Raw genomic sequence first — 16,830 nt, 5'->3', positions numbered from 1 at the left:
CATAACAACTTCGGGACAGTAGGAAGCAGGCGTTTAATGCCGCTTCCATCCGAAGTTCTCAGGTTGCGAGCGAGGCTCGAAACCGGGTTGTCGGGGTGGCAGCAATTGACTGCAACACCCGTACCGTTTCGGTCGTTTTCGACCTTGAAACAGCTGCCATCCGCAGGGGCGGTCTGGGCTTGGGGAAATGCGATGTTTCAGTTGGACAGAAGCAAGAAAAGCGCTTGAATTCTCTGCCCGACTTGTGTTTGGTTTTTGGCCTGAAACCCTACATGTAGGGTTTTTTTCGCGGCGGGCTACAAGATAATGCGTTTTTGGGGGGTATGCAACGTACTACCTGTGGATAAGCCTGTGCGTAATTTGTGTGCGAAACGTGGAACTGCTCTGTAGGCCGCGACCTAGCTGGAGTGGACCTTTTTTCACCGGTTTCGACGATCCGAAAACAGCCTGAAGATTTTTGCGGGCGCGGACGTTACCACATAAAACCTGCTTCGACCGAACGCATTTGTCCGCTTGTTTTCTGTGCAGGCGGCGTTTATACAATCGGCCTGTGCGTGGGTGTGTTTATCCTCCTTTAACATGACAAAAAGACGGGGGAGGCGCAGGACCCAACCTGTGGGAGCGAGCTTGCTCGCGATAGGGTCGGAGCAGCAGCATGGAGGCTGACAGACACACCGCCTTCGCGAGCAAGCTCGCTCCCACAGGGTTCGTGCCTTGTCAGTGAGATTGGCGACACGCCTCTCCTTATTTAGCTAATCAGCCAAAAGGTCCCCCAGTGGAACAAGAAGCCTGGCAGGTATTGATCGTCGAGGATGACCAGCGTCTGGCCGAGCTGACCCGGGAATACCTCGAAAGCAACGGGTTGCGTGTCGCCATCGAAGGCGACGGTGCGGTGGCGGCGGCGCGGATCATTGCCGAGCAGCCGGACCTGGTGGTCCTCGACCTGATGCTGCCCGGCGAAGACGGCCTGAGCATCTGCCGCAAGGTGCGCGAGCACTATGACGGGCCGATCCTGATGCTCACCGCCCGCACCGACGACACCGATCAGATCCAGGGCCTGGACCTGGGCGCTGATGATTACGTCTGCAAGCCGGTTCGCCCGCGTTTGCTATTGGCGCGGATCCAGGCCCTGCTGCGACGCAGCGAGCCGGAGCCGAGCGTGGCGCAGAAGCAGCGGCGCCTGCAATTCGGCCCGCTGGTGGTCGACGACGCCCTGCGCGAAGCCTGGTTGCAGGGCAACGGTATCGAGCTGACCAGCGCCGAATTCGACCTGCTGTGGCTGCTGGTATCCAATGCCGGGCGCATCCTGTCCCGGGAAGAAATCTTCACCGCCCTGCGCGGCATCGGCTATGACGGCCAGGACCGCTCCATCGATGTGCGTATTTCGCGCATCCGGCCCAAGATCGGCGACGACCCGGACCATCCCCGGCTGATCAAGACCATCCGCAGCAAAGGCTACCTGTTCGTTCCCGAAGCTTGCGCAGACTTGGCGCCGTGAATTCGATCTTCCTGCGTATTTATGGCGGCATGTGCGCGGCGCTGGTGCTGGTGGCGGTCCTCGGCGTGCTGGCCCTGCACTTGCTCAACCAGACCCGCAGCGAGCAATACCGCGAACGCCTGGCCCACGGCACGTTCTCGTTGATGGCCGACAACCTGCGGCCGATGGACGACACCGAGCGCCGGCGGGCATTAGCCGTGTGGGAGCGTCTGCTGGGCATTCCCCTGGCGTTGCAGACGTTCTCCCAGACCGACCTGGACCTCGGCCAGCGCACTCGCGTGTTGCGCGGCCAGGCGTTGGTCGAGCAGACCGGGCCCATGCGGCAAAAGTCTATCGGCTGGTCAATGACACCGAGCAATTGATGTTGGTCGGGGAAGTCCAGCAGATCAGCGAGCAACTGGCCCGCGCGACCATTTACCTGTTGGCCGACGAACTGGTGCGTTACCCCGTGGCCGAGCAACCCAAGCGGCTGGCGCAACTGGAGCAGGAAAAAGGGTTTGGTTTCGACCTGCGACTGATGACCGCCGAGCAGGCCGACATGGACGAAGACCAGCGCCGTCGCGTGTCCGAGGGCGATACGGTGATGGCGCTGGGCAAGGGTGGCGATTCGATCCGGGTCTTCGCCGGCATGGTTGGCACACCGTGGGTCCTGGAGATCGGCCCGCTGTACCAGATGAACCCTTACCCGCCGCAATGGCTGGTGCTGATCGCGGCGCTGGGGTTGAGCCTGATCGGGTTGATCGTCTATCTGTTGGTGCGTCAGCTGGAGCGGCGCTTGCGTGGCCTGGAGTCGGCCGCCACCCAGATCGCCCAGGGCAGCCTGGAAACCCGGGTGCCGGCCCGAGGCGCCGACTCGGTCGGGCGATTGGCGGCGGCGTTCAATGGCATGGCCGAGCACTTGCAGCAACTGTTGGCGATCCAGCGCGAGCTGGTGCGGGCGGTGTCCCACGAATTGCGCACCCCGGTGGCGCGCCTGCGGTTTGGCCTGGAAATGCTCGGCAGCGCCACCACACCCCAGGCCCGGGATAAATACCTGGCGGGCATGGACCACGACATCGAAGACCTGGATCGGCTGGTGGACGAAATGCTCACCTACGCGAGGCTGGAGCAGGGTTCGCCGGCGTTGAATTTTCAGCGGGTGGATCTGGATGCGCTGGTTAATCAGGTGATCGATGAGCTGGGGCCGTTGCGGGCCGGGATCACGGTCGAGCGCGGTCTATGCCTGTCGGCCGCCGATTGCGACGGCGCCTGGGTCGAGGCCGAGCCACGCTTTCTGCATCGGGCCTTGCAGAATCTGGTGGGCAATGCCATGCGCCACGCCCATTCCAAAGTCACCGTCAGCTACCAGGTGGGCCAGTTGCGCTGTCGGGTGGACGTGGAAGATGACGGGCCTGGCGTGCCGGAAGCGGCGTGGGAGCGGATTTTCAAACCCTTCCTGCGCCTGGACGACAGCCGCGCCCGCGCTTCAGGCGGTCATGGGCTGGGGCTGTCGATCGTGCGGCGGATCATCCATTGGCATGACGGTCGGGCGTTGATCGGCAAGAGCAAAAGCCTGGGTGGGGCGTGCTTCAGCTTGAGTTGGCCCAGGCATCAGGACAGGTCTTGAGAGATGGTGCTTGTGCCGACCTCATCGCGAGCAAGCTCGCTCCCACAGGGCATGCGTCCAACCTGTGGGAGCGAGCTTGCTCGCGATGAGGCCCTCCCAGACACCAAAAACCTCAGGCCCTGATCCCCACCAGGCTCAACAACTGCCCATCCCTCACCCCAAACTGCGCCTGCAGTTCACTGCCATGGCGCCATTCGGTCGACAGGTCCGTCAGCAAGCGCAGCCGCACCTGTCCGTCGTGTGTCCAGTCCAGCACCTCGGCATGCTCGAAATAAAAACGCTGCCTGACGATGGGATACAGCGCCTTGAACAAGCTTTCCTTCACGGAAAAGGTCAGGGTCACCAGCAAGGCCTGGTCATCGCGCGTGAGCCGGGTCATGCGCTGCAACTCTGGCGAGGTGAGGATTTCACCGGCCAGGCGCTCGGCGCGCTCGGGGTCGAGCAGGTTTTCCACGTCCATGCCCAAGCCTTGCCAGTGGTCTTTTTTCGCGACGATGGCCGCTGCCCGGCCCGTGCTGTGGGTGATCGAGCCGCTGATATGAGCTGGCCACACCGGGGCGCGGTCTTCGCCGATGGCCGGCACGCAGGCCAGGCCATCGAGCCGCTGCAACGCCGCCCGGGCGCAGATTCGCCCGGCCAGGAATTCTGCCTGACGCTTGGCCACCGAGCGCTGGATGCTCGCCGGTGGTTCGATGGCGCTGTCGGGAAAGTCGGTGCCAGCCAACAGCAACGGGTCGAAGCAGGTGCTCAGCAGCACCGTACCGGGCAGGGCGTCGGGCAATAGCCAGTGTTCATCCAGAGGCGAGCAACAGGCGGGCAGGGTGGGGAGTGTCTTCATGCCCGGCATTTTGCCGGGTTGGCGGGAGGCTGGGTAGTGGGACGCGCTTGATGGATGGACGGGAGAGGTCTTTGGTGGCGAGGGAGCTTGCTCCCGCTCGATTGCGCAGCAATCGCAAAAAGCCGGGGCCGCTGCGCAGCCCAGCGGGAGCAAGCTCCCTCGCCACAAAGGTTATGCGTCAGTCAAAGATTTTCTTGAAGAACTTCTGCATGTCCGCCCACGACTTCTCGTCGGCTTCCTTGTTGTAGCCAATGTCCGGCCCGCCATGTTCGCCGTGGCTCAAGCGGTCGGCGTCAGGGTTGCTGAAGCCGTGCTTGGCGCCTTCGAGGCTGACGAATTTATAGTCGGCGCCGGCCTTATCCATTTCGCTCTTGAACGCGGTGACGTTGTCCTGGGTGACCATGCTGTCCAGCGCGCCGTGCTCCACCAGTACCTTGGCCTTGACGCTGCCCGGCGTGGCCGGGGTGTTGGTCACCAGCGCACCGTGGAAGCTCACCACGCCGGCCAGCGGTACACCCTGGCGCGCCGCATCCAGCACCACCTTGCCGCCGAAGCAGTAGCCGATGGCGGCGAGTTTGTCCGGATCGGTCTGGGGCTGTTTCTTCAGCAGGTCGAGACCGGCCTGGAAGCGGGCGCTGGCGGCTTTGCCGTCCTTGAGTGCCGCCTGCATGAAGGCCAGGGCGTCCTTGGGGTGCTCGGTGTTCTTGCCGTCGCCGTACATGTCGATGGCCAGGGCGCTGTAGCCCAGGCCCGCGAGGTCACGGGCGCGGCGCTTGGCGTAATCGTTCAGCCCCCACCATTCGTGCACCACCACCACACCCGGGCGCGGACCTTTGACGGCGTCGTCATAAGCGTAGTAACCGATCAGCTGGGTGCCATCGGCACTGGTGTAGGGGATCTCCTGGGTCTGGATGGCGGCGTGGCTCACGCCGCTCATGGCCAGAAGTACAACAGCAAGCAGCCTGCGCATGACGGATCTCCTTATGAAAGTGGTCCGCACAGATTAGCCGATTCATTCAGCGCAGGTTCAGAGAACGTTCAAGGGGTGTTCAGGGAGCGCTGGTTAACGTGACAGCGACTTCACACACCACCCATGCTTCAAAGGAGCTCGACCATGACTCAGATGAAAAAACTGTTGCTGGCTTTCACCGTGCTGGGCGCCAGCGCCTTGGCCCACGCCGATGACAACTTCGCCAGCCTGACCCTCGGCCAGACCAGCGACAAGGTCAAGAAATCCGACGCCCTGGATGCCAACCTGAACCATCCGAACGCCGACGGCATCATCGGCAAGGACACCACGTATGGCCTGCGCCTGGGCAAGCAGAACGACCAGGGACGCTACTACGCCACCTACGACAACGTCTCGGGCACCCACAACGGCATCAAGCTGCGCCAGGAAAACCTGCTGGGCAGCTACGATGTGTTCCTTCCGGTCACCAGCAGCACCAAACTGTTCGGTGGCGGCACGGTGGGCCTGACCAAGCTGACCCAGGATTCGCCCGGCTTCAGCCGCGACAGCGACATCGGCTACGCGGTAGGCCTGCAGGGCGGCGTGCTGCAACAAATTTCGCAGAACACCTCGGTTGAACTGGGTTACCGTTACCTGCGCAGCAACGCCAGTACCGAGATGAGCCCGCACGGTGGTGACAAGGTCGGTTCGCTGGACCTGACCAGCAGTGCCCAGACCTACCTGTCCGCCAACTACACGTTCTAAGCTGGCCAGGGTGGGTGTATCCAGCCGGATCGGTCGAAGACGATCCGGCGCCTTTCGTTGAGGTGCGCCGCGCGCGATTGTTTGATTTGCCTGGGGAGAGGCTCCATGAAATTACTGGTCGTCGAAGACGAAGCGCTGTTGCGTCATCACCTGCAGACCCGTCTCACCGACAGCGGCCATGTGGTGCAGGCTGTGGCCAATGCCGAAGAGGCCTTGTACCAGGTCCGGGAATTCAACCACGACCTGGCGGTGATCGACCTCGGCCTGCCGGGTATCAGCGGGCTGGAGCTGATCCGCCGGCTGCGCTCACAGGACAAGACGTTTCCGATCCTGATCCTGACCGCCCGCGGCAACTGGCAGGACAAGGTCGAAGGCCTGGCCGCCGGTGCCGACGACTACGTGGTCAAGCCGTTTCAGTTCGAAGAGCTGGAGGCCCGGTTGAACGCCTTGTTGCGTCGCTCCAGCGGCTTCACCCAATCGACCATCGTCGCCGGGCCGTTGCTGCTGGACCTCAACCGCAAGCAGGCGTCCCTTGGCGAGGAGCCACTGGCGTTGACGGCCTACGAATACCGCATCCTCGAATACCTCATGCGCCATCACCAGCAAGTGGTGGCCAAGGACCGCTTGATGGAGCAGCTCTACCCCGATGACGACGAGCGCGATCCCAATGTCATCGAAGTGCTGGTAGGGCGCCTGCGCCGCAAACTGGAGGCCCCGGCCGGCTTCAAGCCCATCGACACCGTGCGCGGCCTGGGTTACCTGTTCAACGAGCGCTGCCAGTGATTCGTTCGCTTCGGCTGCGGCTGATGCTGGCCGCGATGACCCTGGCGGTGCTGTTCATGCTGGCCTTGTTGCCGGCCATGCAAGGCGCGTTCAGCCTGGCGTTGCAGGAATCCATCGAGCAACGCCTGGCCTCGGACGTGACCACGCTGATTTCCGCCGCCCGGGTGGAAAACAACCGCTTGAAGATGCCGACGCAGTTGCCCGATGAGCGCTTCAACCTCGCCGATGCCCGCCTGCTGGGCTACATCTATGATCGTGAGGGGCGGTTGGTCTGGCGGTCGAAGGCCACCCAGGAAGAAAACATCAATTACACGCCGCGCTATGACGGCCAGGGCAACCAGTTCGCCCGCATTCGCGAGAACGACGGCCAGGAGTTTTTTGTCTATGACGTCGAGATCAAGCTGCTTGGCGGCCAGAACGCGGCGTTCAGCATCGTTACCCTGCAACCGGTGCGCGACTACGAAGTGACCTTGCAGGGGCTGCGGGACAATCTCTACCTGGGCTTTGGCGCGGCCCTGGCGGTGTTGCTGGCGCTGTTATGGATCGGCCTGACCTGGGGCTTGCGGGCGTTGCGGCGCCTGAGCCAGGAACTGGATGAAATCGAAAGCGGCGCCCGGGAAAGCCTCAGTACCGAGCATCCCCGGGAACTGTTGCGCCTGACCGGTTCCCTCAATCGCTTGCTCTACAGTGAACGGGAGCAGCGCAGCCGTTATCGCGATTCCCTCGATGACCTGGCCCACAGCCTGAAGACCCCGCTGGCGGTGTTGCAGGGCGTCAGCGAAGACATGGCCCGGCGCCCCGAGGACCGTGGCCAGGCCTGGGTGCTGCAAACCCAGATCGAGCGTATGAGCCAGCAGATCGGCTACCAATTGCAGCGCGCCAGCCTGCGCAAAAGCGGGTTGGTGCGCCATCAGGTGCGCCTGCGCCCGGTGCTGCAAAGCCTGTGCGACACCTTGGACAAGGTCTATCGCGACAAGCGGGTCAATGTGAGTTTCGATTTGCCGGAGCACTGCCAGGTGCCGATCGAACAGGGTGCCTTGCTGGAGATGCTCGGCAACCTGCTGGAGAACGCCTATCGACTGTGCCTGGGCGAGGTGCGTGTCAGCGTGCACCAGACCCTCGGCGGCACGGAGTTGAGCGTCGAGGACGATGGGCCGGGCGTGCCGCCGGATCAACGTGCGCGGATCCTCCAGCGGGGCGAACGGCTGGACCGTCAGCATCCGGGGCAGGGCATTGGCCTGGCGGTGGTCAAGGACATCATCGAAAGCTACGGCGCCCGGTTGAACCTGGGGGATTCGGAACTGGGCGGGGCGGCGTTCCGGATTCATTTTCCGGTGGTTTGACTGGGATGTTTTCGGTGTGTTTGCGGGCCTCATCGCGAGCAAGCTCGCTCCCACAGGGATTTGTGAGCACCGAAAATCCAATGTGGGAGCGAGCTTGCTCGCGATGAGGCCCGTCAGCACACCACAAAAAACCAATCAGGAAATCAGTTCTCCAACTCCCTGTAGGCCCCGGCGTCAGCCCCGTCCACTTCTTGAACGCCCGGTGAAACGCCGACGGTTCGGAGAAACCCAACTGCTCGGCAATCTGCTGCAACGACAAATCCGCACGCCCCAAGTGGTAGATGGCGATATCCCGCCGCAACTGATCCTTGAGCTCCTGGAAGCTGGTGCCTTCCTCCCGCAGATGCCGGCGCAAGGTCTGCGGGCTGATGTGCAAGTGGGCGGCGACGGTGTCCAGGTCGGGCCAGCGTGCCGTGTCGCGGCTGAGCAGGCGGCGCAGCTGGCTGCTCAGGCTGTGGCCATCGTCCGGGCGTGACAGCAGGTCGGCGGGGGAGTGTTCGAGGAACTGCTTGAGGGTGCGTTCGTCCTGCAACAGCGGCATGTCCAAGTAGCGGCTGTGGAACAGCAGGCTGCTGCCGGGCGCGTCGAATACCAGCGGGTAGGGGAACAATAAGTCGTATTCGGCCCCGTGGGCGGGCCTGGCATAGCCGAAAGTCACCTGCTCCAGGCCTATCCGCTGGCCGATCAGCCAACTGGCGAGGCGATGCCAGACCACCAGCAGGCTTTCAGTCAGGAAGTGATCGGGGTCCCACAACGTCGAGTCGTCCAGCACCAGCCGCACCCGTTCGCCTTCGGTTTCCAGCGTCAGGCGCGGGGCGTCGGGGAACAGACTGTAGAACAGCAAGCCGCGCTGAAGGGCCTTGCCCAGGGTCCGACAGTGGATCAACGCGTGACACATCATGGCAAACGTTCCGGGTTTACTCGGCGCCCGGCCGAATCCCAGGTATTCGTCCTCCATTGCCAGCCACAACGCTTGCAACAGGCGGGCGAACTGTTCCGGCGCGATGCGCGCACGCGGTTCATCCAGCAGTTCAGGGCTGATGTTCAATTGTTGCAGCAAGGGAAAATAGTCGAAGCCTTGCCGACGTGCGCCGCCCAGGGCAGCGCGGGCGAAGTGGCTGGCGATCGTGCGTTGGCGCATGGCAGAAATCCGTCCGTTAAGCGGGCGAATGGTAGCAGGGGCTTGAGGCTGGACAAGGCGGATATCCGCCAAATCCCGGAGCGCGGGATGGTCTGTAGGCGGAAATCCGCCACTTACACGCTGCGTTTAGTCGCGTGTGGAAACCGCAAGCCCGTCTGCTATACCGGGTGTAGGGCATTTCGCAAAAATGGCACGCGCTTTGCGATGCGTTGGATAGGTCTGCCGCGTGCAGCCGAAAAAAACAAATCCCTCCAGTGCAGGAGGGTTCGCAATTGAGGTGCCGTGGACGACAGGTGGAAGTCGTCATGCGGGACTCTTGAGGAAGGTTTGCCATGACGACTCGTCAGCCACTGTACAAATCCCTGTATTTCCAGGTGATCGTAGCCATTGCCATCGGTATTTTGCTCGGCCACTTCTACCCGCAGACCGGTGTTGCCCTCAAGCCATTCGGCGACGGGTTCATCAAACTGATCAAAATGGTCATCGCCCCCATCATCTTCTGTACCGTCGTCAGTGGTATCGGCGGCATGCAGAACATGAAATCGGTGGGCAAGACCGGCGGCTACGCGCTGCTGTACTTCGAAATCGTTTCCACCATTGCCCTGCTGATCGGTCTGGTCGTGGTCAACGTCGTGCAACCGGGCGCCGGCATGCACATTGACGTATCGACCCTGGACACCAGCAAGATCGCCGGTTTCATCTCGGCCGGTAAAGACCAGAGCATCATTGCCTTCATCCTCAACGTGATCCCGAACACCATCGTCGGCGCGTTCGCCAACGGCGACATCCTGCAAGTGCTGATGTTCTCGGTGCTCTTCGGCTTCGCCCTGCATCGCCTGGGTGCCTACGGCAAGCCGGTGCTGGACTTCATCGATCGCTTCGCCCACGTGATGTTCATCATCATCAACATGATCATGAAGCTGGCTCCACTGGGTGCATTCGGTGCCATGGCCTTCACCATCGGTGCCTACGGTGTCGGTTCGCTGGTGCAACTGGGCCAGTTGATGATCTGCTTCTACATCACTTGCGTGGTGTTCGTGCTGGTGGTGCTGGGCGCCATCTGCCGCGCCCACGGCTTCAGCGTCATCAAGCTGATCCGCTACATCCGTGAAGAACTGCTGATTGTGCTGGGTACTTCCTCCTCGGAATCGGCCCTGCCACGCATGCTGATCAAGATGGAGCGCCTGGGTGCCAAGAAATCTGTCGTAGGCCTGGTGATCCCGACTGGCTACTCGTTCAACCTCGACGGTACTTCGATCTACCTGACCATGGCGGCGGTGTTCATTGCCCAGGCCACCGATACCCCGATGGACCTGACTCACCAGATCACCCTGCTGCTGGTGCTGTTGCTGTCGTCCAAAGGTGCTGCTGGCGTGACCGGTAGCGGCTTCATCGTACTGGCGGCCACCCTGTCGGCCGTAGGTCACCTGCCGGTGGCTGGCCTGGCGCTGATCCTGGGTATCGACCGCTTCATGTCCGAAGCCCGCGCCCTGACCAACCTGGTGGGCAACGCTGTCGCCACCATCGTGGTTGCCAAGTGGGTCAAGGAGCTGGACGAAGACCAGCTGCAGACCGAGCTGGCTTCCGGTGGTCGCGGTATCTCCGACGTTCGTGAAGATGACGAGCAGATCGCGGCGGCGCAGATTGCTGCGGCTGAGACCTCTGCTCCAGGCACTGTGAAGTAATCTTCAGGCTGCAATGAAAAACCCGCTTCGGCGGGTTTTTTTATTGGCAGAGCTCTCCAGTCGAGGAGGCTTCTGTGGTGAGGGTGCAAGCGCCCTCACCACAACAGCTCTCACGCTGAGCGCAATGGTCATCCAGACTGGCACCTGCGGTAATTGCCCCACCGCCAGTCCCTGCCTAGTCTCTACCATCCCCCCTTCGGAGACCACCCATGCAAGGCCCACTGGCATCGCTCAAGGTTCTGGATTTCTCGACCCTGTTGCCTGGCCCGTTCGCCTCGCTGTTGCTGGCGGACATGGGGGCCGAGGTGTTGCGCATCGAGTCGCCGACCCGTCAGGACTTGCTGCGGGTACTGCCGCCCCATGACCAAGGCGTATCGGCCAGCCACGCCTACCTCAACCGCAACAAGCGCAGCCTGGCCCTGGACCTCAAGCAGCCGGATGCGTTGGAGGTGGTCACGCAGTTGCTGGGGGACTACGACATCCTGTTGGAACAGTTCCGCCCCGGTGTGATGGAGCGGCTGGGCCTGGGATACGAAGCCTTGAAAGCCATCAATCCGCGGCTGATCTACGTGTCGATCACCGGCTACGGCCAGACCGGCCCTTATAAGGATCGCGCCGGCCACGACATCAATTACCTGGCCCTGGCGGGGCTGGCCAGCCACACCGGCCGTGCCGACAGCGGGCCGTTGCCGCTGGGCATTCAGGCGGCGGATATCGCCGGTGGTTCATTGCACGGGGTGATCGGACTGTTGGCGGCGGTCATCGCCCGTCAGCAGACCGGTCAGGGCCAGCACCTTGACGTGAGCATGACTGACTGCGTGTTCAGCCTCAACGCCATGGCCGGCGCCGGTTACCTGGCCTGCGGTGTGGAACCGGGTTGGGAGAATCAGATGCTCAACGGCGGCGGCTTCTACGACTATTACCGCACCCGAGACGGTCGCTGGATGTCGGTGGGCAGCCTGGAACCGGCCTTCATGCAGGCGCTGTGCGAGGCTTTGGGACGGCCGGAACTGGCGGCCCAGGGGCTGTCGCCCAAGCCTGAGCAGCAACAGGCCCTGAAGCAGGCATTGCAAACCGAGTTCGAGAAGCATGATTTTGCCGAACTGTGCGACGTGTTTGCCGGGATCGATGCCTGTGTCGAGCCGGTGCTGAGCCTGGAGGAGGCTGTCCGGCATCCGCAGTTACAGGCTCGGGAGCTGGTGAAGCAGGTGCCCCGAGGAGATGGTTCGAGCCAGGCGCAGATGGCCTGTCCGTTGCGGTTTTCAGACGGTCTGCCCGAGCCTCGCCATATTGGCGTGGAGCTGGGAGCGCATACGGATCAGGTGTTGGGGGCGCTGGGGTTCAGTGCGCTGCGGATTGCCGAATTGCGCAGGAGCGGGGTGGTTTTGTAGGGTCGCAAGGCCGCCATCGCGAGCAAGCTCGCTCCCACACTGGATCTTTGGCGTTCACGGATCCTGTGGGAGCGAGCTTGCTCGCGATGAGGTCAGCCCAGACACCACAAGAGCATTATTCCACCCGCGTTTCCCCACTGAACACCAAGGTATTGCGACAGCTACGGCACAAATACCGCCGCCCCTGGCGCACCAGGCTGTGGCGCTGGGCCGAGAACGGGAAGTCGCTGCCATCGCAAGGGCACTTGTAGATGTAGCGGGTCACACTGCGGCGTTTGATTTCGTAGGTGTGGCAACGGTTGGGCGGCAGTTCGTACACGCCGCGCATGATCAGTTGCCATTCTTCGCCATGGGGCTGGATGCGTTCGCCAAACAGTTGGTGGGCGATCAGGTGCGCGACTTCGTGGGCGACGGTCTGCTTGAGGAAGTCTTCGGCGTTTTCCCGGTACAACTGTGGATTGAAGCGCAGCAGGTTTTCATGCAGGTGCGCGACACCGGCCTTCTGGCCACGCAATTTGAAGCTGACCACCGGGCGTTTGAAAGGACGTTTGAAAAAGGATTCGGCTTGTTGGTAACACTCTTCGACGCGGGTATTGAGTTGCTCGAGCATGCTTTACGGGTCTCCAGAAGCCCGAGTATGCCGCAAGCGTCGGCCGTTGCGAATCGCCCAGGCGCCCAGTGGTCGTTTCAAACACAGGAAGGCCGCCTTGCGGCGGCCTGTGTCGGCAGATCCTGCTTTTTTATTGGAGGGCACTACGTCAATTGGTATAGACCGGGCCGACGCCCAGCCCCCAGACGATCACCGTGAACGCCATGATGGCCACCAGCACCACCAGGCCGACCGCGAGCACCGAACTGGAAAACAGAAAACCTTCGTCCTGGGGAATGTTCATGAACGTCGGCAGGCCGACGTACAGCAGGTAGACGGTGTAGCAGATTGCCGCCGTGCCGACGATCATCCCCAGCCACATGTGCGGGTAGAGCGCCGCCAGGCCGCCGATGAACAAAGGTGTCGCGGTGTAGGTGGCGAACGCGACGCAACGGGCCAGGCTCGGATTGGCGTCGTAGGTGCGGGCCATCCAGTGGATGAAGGCACCCATTACCGCCACGCCGCCCAACATGGCCAGGTACGACATGATGGTCATCCACAGCGCGCTTTCCTGTGTGAGCATGACCGGTGGACGATTGCCGATGACCCATCCCACCTGTGTGGTGCCGATGAATGCCGATACGGCGGGGATGGCCGCCAGGATCAGCGTGTGGGTGAGGTACATGTGGCTGATGCTTTCCTCCTGATCGCCACGGATTTCTTTCCATTCTTGATCAGGGTGGGTAAAGAGCCCCACGACATGATGGATCATAGTCAGTCACTCCTTTGTTATTGCCATCGCCCCCCAACGGAGCGCCTACGGGCCAAACGGCCAAGTAAGTAAAGGTCTGGATATGTGTGCGACCTTATGTCGCAGTATAGAAAGGAGTTACCCCGAGGGGGATGGGGGGCTTAGAGCAAATCGCGCTGTAACGGAACGGGTTAATCGCGGCTTGATCTGTGGGCATAACCCTGTTGGCGAACAAATGCCCTGTGGCGAGGGAGCTTGCTCCCGCTCGGCTGCGAAGCTGACGCCGACAGAACGACCCCAGAGGGTCGCTTCGCAACCCAGCGGGAGCAAGCTCCCTCGCCACAAGTGCGGTGCCACAGCCGGTTTTTTTGCGTAAAATGCCGGCCTTTCGTCACACCTCACGGATTTCGCGTCATGGGCACTCTTACGGTCAACCAGAACAAACTGCAAAAGCGCCTGCGCCGCCAGGCCGGTGAGGCGGTCGCCGATTTCAACATGATCGAGGACGGCGACAAGGTCATGGTCTGCCTGTCCGGCGGCAAGGACAGCTACACCTTGCTCGATGTGCTGATGCATTTGCAGAAGGTTGCGCCGATCAAGTTCGACATTGTCGCGGTGAACATGGACCAGAAGCAGCCCGGGTTTCCCGAGCATGTGCTGCCGGCCTATCTCGAGTCGCTGGGTGTGGAATATCACATCGTCGAAAAAGACACCTATTCGGTGGTCAAGGAATTGATTCCCGAAGGCAAGACCACCTGTTCGCTGTGCTCGCGCCTGCGGCGCGGAACGCTCTACACCTTCGCCGACGAGATCGGTGCGACCAAGATGGCCCTGGGTCACCATCGCGACGACATCGTCGAGACGTTCTTCCTGAACATGTTCTACAACGGTTCGCTCAAGGCCATGCCGCCCAAGCTGCGAGCCGATGACGGGCGCAACGTGGTGATCCGCCCGCTGGCCTATTGCAGCGAGAAGGACATCCAGGCCTATTCGGATTTCAAGCAGTTCCCGATCATCCCCTGCAACCTGTGCGGCTCTCAGGAAAACCTGCAACGCCAGGTGGTCAAGGAGATGCTCCAGGAATGGGAACGCAAGACCCCGGGCCGTACCGAGAGCATTTTCCGTGGCCTGCAGAACGTCATTCCGTCGCAACTGGCGGACCGCAACCTGTTCGATTTCACCAACCTGCGCATCGATGAAAACGCCACGCCGCGGTTCGTCAACGTGGTGAACCTCTGACGGTGCCAACCGCTCTATTCACGGCGCCAGTGGCTATAAGGGCCACTGGCGCCGTTTTCATTTCCGACCCCAGGAGAGGGCATGCGCGATTACAAGTGGCTGCACGAGTATTGTCTGAACCGCTTCGGTTCGGCGGCTGAACTGGAAGCCCACCTGCCGGTTCCCAAGACCCCGGCGCAACTGCGCAAGATCGGCGACGACCGCTACCTCTCGACCATGGCGCTGCGGGTGTTCCGCGCCGGGCTCAAGCACAGCCTGGTGGATGCCAAGTGGCCAGCGTTCGAAGAGGTGTTCTTCAAGTTCGATCCGGAGAAAGTCGTGCTGATGAGCGCCGAGCACCTGGAGCGACTGATGCAGGATGCACGAATCATCCGCCACCTGGGCAAGCTCAAGAGCGTGCCGCGCAACGCGCAACTGATATTGGACGTGGCCCACGAAAAGGGCAGCTTTGGTGCTCTGGTGGCCGACTGGCCGGTGACTGACATCGTCGGCCTGTGGACCTACCTGAAAAAGCACGGCCATCAACTGGGCGGCCTGTCGGCACCGCGCTTCTTGCGGATGATGGGCAAGGATACCTTCGTGCCCAGTTATGACGTAGTGGCCGCGCTCAACGCCCAGGACATCATCGACAAAGTGCCCACCAGCCTGCGGGACCTGGCGACGGTGCAGGGGGCATTCAACCAGTGGCATGAAGAGAGCGGGGGAAGGCCCATGAGCCAGTTATCGATGATGCTGGCGTATACCGTTAACCATTGAGACCGCGTTGCCGCCATCGCGAGCAAGCTCGCTCCCACAATGACTCAGTGACATCCTGTGGGAGCGAGCTTGCTCGCGATAGCGGTTTATCAGGCGACGGAGATATCTCCCTCACCCGCCAACCGCCGGTTCAACTGGAACCGCCAGCGCACATACAGCAGGGCCGAGCAGAACACCGCCACGCTCGCCGCCATTTCCAGCACGCCGAACCATTGCCGGTTCGGGTCATAGGCCGCCAGTGCGCCTTTGATGAAATACAGGTTCACCACGAAGCACATCCATGAGTGTCCACGGGCGCTGCCGCTGAGCATGCCGGGCGCGAGTATCAGCAGCGGCACCAGTTCAATCAGCAGAATCACCCAGGGCCGCGCGCCGTGCAGGTCGGCGATCAGCAGGTAGTAGGCGCTGAGCAACCCCACCAGGCCGAAAAAGCACAGCAGGCTGAGGACGCGAGCCAGGCGTACGCGCGGTTCCAGCCATTGGATCGAAGGCAGGATCTTCGGCTTCTTAGCCACGGCCGTTCTCCAGCAGCAGGGCGGTTTTCGCCAGGCGCGAACCCAAGGCGCGGCACAGGGCGACTTCATGTTCGTTCAAGCCGCTTTTACCGTCGGCCCCGGCATGGTGGCTCGGACCGTAGGGCGTACCGCCGCCCTGGGTGTCGATCAGGGCCGATTCGCTGTAGGGCAGGCCGGTGATCAGCATGCCGTGGTGCAACAGCGGCAGCATCATCGACAGCAGGGTGGTTTCCTGGCCGCCGTGCAGGCTCGCGGTGGAGGTGAACACCCCGGCCGGTTTGCCCACCAGTGCGCCGGTCAGCCACAGGTTGCTGGTGCCGTCGAGAAAGTACTTGAGTGGCGCAGCCATGTTGCCGAACCGCGTCGGGCTGCCCAAGGCCAGGCCGGCGCAGTGTTTCAGGTCATCGAGGCTGGCGTAGAGCGGGCCTTGCTCGGGGATGTCCGGGGAAACCGCTTCGCACTCGGCGGAAATCGCCGGCACCGTACGCAACCTGGCTTCCAGCCCGGCCTGTTCGACACCCCGGGCGATTTGCCGGGCCATCTCGTTGGTGGAGCCGCTGCGGCTGTAATACAGCACCAGGATGTACGGCGTGGTCACGGCAGGATCTCCAGAATCTTCTCCGGCGGCCGGCCGATCACGGCCTTTTCACCGGCTTCCAGAATCGGCCGTTCCATGAGTTTCGGGTGGGCGGCGATGGCTGCGATCAATTGGGCCTGGCTCAGGCTTTCGTCGGCCAGGTTCAGGTCTTTGTATTCATCCTCGCCGGTGCGCAGCAATTGCCGGGCGGTGATGCCGAGCTTGCCCAGCAGGCGTTCCAGTTGCGTGGCGTCGAGCGGGGTTTCCAGGTAGCGGACCACGGTGGGCGTCAGGCCGCGGGCCTCCAACAGTTCCAGCGCACCGCGGGATTTCGAGCAGCGCGGGTTGTGATAAAGCGTCAGATCGGTCATGAGCGGGTCGCATCTTGCGTAAGGTGGCGGCTA

General features: G+C 62.1%; 15 protein-coding genes and 2 pseudogenes. 9 read left to right on the top strand and 8 right to left on the bottom strand.

From position 1 onward, the window contains the following. Positions 1-775 precede the first annotated feature (775 nt). Positions 776-1,498, top strand: coding sequence for a response regulator (locus ACZ5M5_RS23185; protein ID WP_060741042.1), 723 nt, complete (start codon positions 776-778; stop codon positions 1,496-1,498). Next, positions 1,495-3,104: pseudogene (locus ACZ5M5_RS23180) on the top strand (ATP-binding protein). The gene ACZ5M5_RS23185 and the pseudogene ACZ5M5_RS23180 overlap by 4 nt, the downstream one beginning before the upstream one ends. Positions 3,105-3,216: 112 nt before the next feature. Here the strand turns inward: ACZ5M5_RS23180 and ACZ5M5_RS23175 are convergent. Beyond that, positions 3,217-3,942, bottom strand: a complete 726-nt coding sequence (locus ACZ5M5_RS23175; RefSeq protein ID WP_103311090.1) for a 4'-phosphopantetheinyl transferase family protein — start codon at positions 3,940-3,942, stop codon at positions 3,217-3,219. Positions 3,943-4,120: 178 nt separating this feature from the next. Continuing rightward, the gene (locus ACZ5M5_RS23170) at positions 4,121-4,912 is read right to left on the bottom strand and encodes a dienelactone hydrolase family protein (RefSeq protein ID WP_060741045.1); all 792 of its coding nucleotides are present in this window, start codon (positions 4,910-4,912) and stop codon (positions 4,121-4,123) included. A 144-nt stretch (positions 4,913-5,056) separates the two neighbouring features. On the opposite strand from ACZ5M5_RS23170, the gene ACZ5M5_RS23165 reads away from it, so the two are divergent. The 3 genes from ACZ5M5_RS23165 to ACZ5M5_RS23155 all read left to right on the top strand — a co-directional run bounded on the left by ACZ5M5_RS23165 (position 5,057) and on the right by ACZ5M5_RS23155 (position 7,782). Continuing rightward, on the top strand, positions 5,057-5,656 hold the full coding sequence (locus ACZ5M5_RS23165; RefSeq protein ID WP_103311089.1) for a hypothetical protein: 600 nt from the start codon (positions 5,057-5,059) through the stop codon (positions 5,654-5,656). 105 nt (positions 5,657-5,761) lie between these two features. Beyond that, positions 5,762-6,439 (top strand): response regulator, encoded by a 678-nt coding sequence (locus ACZ5M5_RS23160; RefSeq protein WP_013694070.1) that lies wholly within the window; start codon positions 5,762-5,764, stop codon positions 6,437-6,439. Next, positions 6,436-7,782, top strand: coding sequence for an ATP-binding protein (locus ACZ5M5_RS23155; RefSeq protein WP_060741047.1), 1,347 nt, complete (start codon positions 6,436-6,438; stop codon positions 7,780-7,782). Before ACZ5M5_RS23160 ends, ACZ5M5_RS23155 begins: the two co-directional genes overlap by 4 nt. Before the next feature lie 143 nt (positions 7,783-7,925). Here ACZ5M5_RS23155 and ACZ5M5_RS23150 read toward each other — a convergent pair. After that, a pseudogene (locus ACZ5M5_RS23150) lies at positions 7,926-8,923 on the bottom strand (AraC family transcriptional regulator). Positions 8,924-9,255: 332 nt separating this feature from the next. Between ACZ5M5_RS23150 and ACZ5M5_RS23145 the strand changes: the two are divergent. Both ACZ5M5_RS23145 and ACZ5M5_RS23140 read left to right on the top strand, forming a co-directional pair. Further along, positions 9,256-10,608, top strand: a complete 1,353-nt coding sequence (locus tag ACZ5M5_RS23145; RefSeq protein ID WP_060741049.1) for a dicarboxylate/amino acid:cation symporter — start codon at positions 9,256-9,258, stop codon at positions 10,606-10,608. Positions 10,609-10,817: 209 nt separating this feature from the next. Then, entirely contained in the window at positions 10,818-11,999 is a 1,182-nt protein-coding gene (locus ACZ5M5_RS23140; protein ID WP_464738041.1) for a CaiB/BaiF CoA transferase family protein, read from the top strand. 115 nt (positions 12,000-12,114) lie between these two features. Here the strand turns inward: ACZ5M5_RS23140 and ACZ5M5_RS23135 are convergent, their stop codons facing one another. Together ACZ5M5_RS23135 and ACZ5M5_RS23130 are read right to left on the bottom strand one after the other, a co-directional pair. After that, the gene (locus ACZ5M5_RS23135) at positions 12,115-12,609 is read right to left on the bottom strand and encodes a SprT family zinc-dependent metalloprotease (protein WP_003204703.1); all 495 of its coding nucleotides are present in this window, start codon (positions 12,607-12,609) and stop codon (positions 12,115-12,117) included. Between the two features lie 148 nt (positions 12,610-12,757). Further along, complete coding sequence (locus ACZ5M5_RS23130) at positions 12,758-13,360, bottom strand: Yip1 family protein (protein ID WP_039591896.1); 603 nt, start codon at positions 13,358-13,360, stop codon at positions 12,758-12,760. Positions 13,361-13,753: 393 nt separating this feature from the next. On the opposite strand from ACZ5M5_RS23130, the gene ttcA reads away from it, so the two are divergent. Both ttcA and ACZ5M5_RS23120 read left to right on the top strand, forming a co-directional pair. After that, positions 13,754-14,578 (top strand): tRNA 2-thiocytidine(32) synthetase TtcA, encoded by an 825-nt coding sequence (gene ttcA, locus ACZ5M5_RS23125; RefSeq protein WP_003204698.1) that lies wholly within the window; start codon positions 13,754-13,756, stop codon positions 14,576-14,578. Positions 14,579-14,659: 81 nt separating this feature from the next. Then, the gene (locus tag ACZ5M5_RS23120; RefSeq protein ID WP_060741052.1) at positions 14,660-15,334 is read left to right on the top strand and encodes a DNA-3-methyladenine glycosylase I; all 675 of its coding nucleotides are present in this window, start codon (positions 14,660-14,662) and stop codon (positions 15,332-15,334) included. 89 nt (positions 15,335-15,423) lie between these two features. Here the strand turns inward: ACZ5M5_RS23120 and ACZ5M5_RS23115 are convergent, their stop codons facing one another. The 3 genes from ACZ5M5_RS23115 to arsC are packed head-to-tail and all read right to left on the bottom strand — an operon-like array spanning position 15,424 to position 16,797. Continuing rightward, complete coding sequence (locus tag ACZ5M5_RS23115) at positions 15,424-15,849, bottom strand: DUF2069 domain-containing protein (RefSeq protein WP_464738040.1); 426 nt, start codon at positions 15,847-15,849, stop codon at positions 15,424-15,426. Then, a complete protein-coding gene (gene wrbA / locus ACZ5M5_RS23110) occupies positions 15,842-16,447 on the bottom strand; it encodes an NAD(P)H:quinone oxidoreductase (RefSeq protein ID WP_060741054.1) in 606 nt (201 codons plus the stop codon). The genes ACZ5M5_RS23115 and wrbA overlap by 8 nt, the downstream gene beginning before the upstream one ends. Further along, complete coding sequence (arsC, locus tag ACZ5M5_RS23105) at positions 16,444-16,797, bottom strand: arsenate reductase (glutaredoxin) (protein ID WP_464738039.1); 354 nt, start codon at positions 16,795-16,797, stop codon at positions 16,444-16,446. Before arsC ends, wrbA begins: the two co-directional genes overlap by 4 nt. Between the last annotated feature and the right edge of the window lie 33 nt (positions 16,798-16,830).

It is taken from the genome of Pseudomonas sp. Van50 (assembly GCF_055390755.1).
Note: the sequence above shows the minus strand (reverse complement) of the source record. Positions and strands in the feature narration are given on the sequence as shown.

What these genes read in the sequence shown, in the direction of transcription:
- ACZ5M5_RS23160 (WP_013694070.1), top strand. Translation starts at nt 5,762, where the DNA reads ATGAAATTACTGGTCGTCGAAGACGAAGCGCTGTTGCGTCATCACCTG.
- ACZ5M5_RS23130 (WP_039591896.1), bottom strand. Translation starts at nt 13,360, where the DNA reads ATGATCCATCATGTCGTGGGGCTCTTTACCCACCCTGATCAAGAATGG.
- ACZ5M5_RS23170 (WP_060741045.1), bottom strand. Translation starts at nt 4,912, where the DNA reads ATGCGCAGGCTGCTTGCTGTTGTACTTCTGGCCATGAGCGGCGTGAGC.
- ACZ5M5_RS23175 (WP_103311090.1), bottom strand. Translation starts at nt 3,942, where the DNA reads ATGAAGACACTCCCCACCCTGCCCGCCTGTTGCTCGCCTCTGGATGAA.
- ACZ5M5_RS23165 (WP_103311089.1), top strand. Translation starts at nt 5,057, where the DNA reads ATGACTCAGATGAAAAAACTGTTGCTGGCTTTCACCGTGCTGGGCGCC.
- ACZ5M5_RS23135 (WP_003204703.1), bottom strand. Translation starts at nt 12,609, where the DNA reads ATGCTCGAGCAACTCAATACCCGCGTCGAAGAGTGTTACCAACAAGCC.
- ttcA (WP_003204698.1), top strand. Translation starts at nt 13,754, where the DNA reads ATGGGCACTCTTACGGTCAACCAGAACAAACTGCAAAAGCGCCTGCGC.
- ACZ5M5_RS23120 (WP_060741052.1), top strand. Translation starts at nt 14,660, where the DNA reads ATGCGCGATTACAAGTGGCTGCACGAGTATTGTCTGAACCGCTTCGGT.
- arsC (WP_464738039.1), bottom strand. Translation starts at nt 16,797, where the DNA reads ATGACCGATCTGACGCTTTATCACAACCCGCGCTGCTCGAAATCCCGC.
- ACZ5M5_RS23140 (WP_464738041.1), top strand. Translation starts at nt 10,818, where the DNA reads ATGCAAGGCCCACTGGCATCGCTCAAGGTTCTGGATTTCTCGACCCTG.
- ACZ5M5_RS23145 (WP_060741049.1), top strand. Translation starts at nt 9,256, where the DNA reads ATGACGACTCGTCAGCCACTGTACAAATCCCTGTATTTCCAGGTGATC.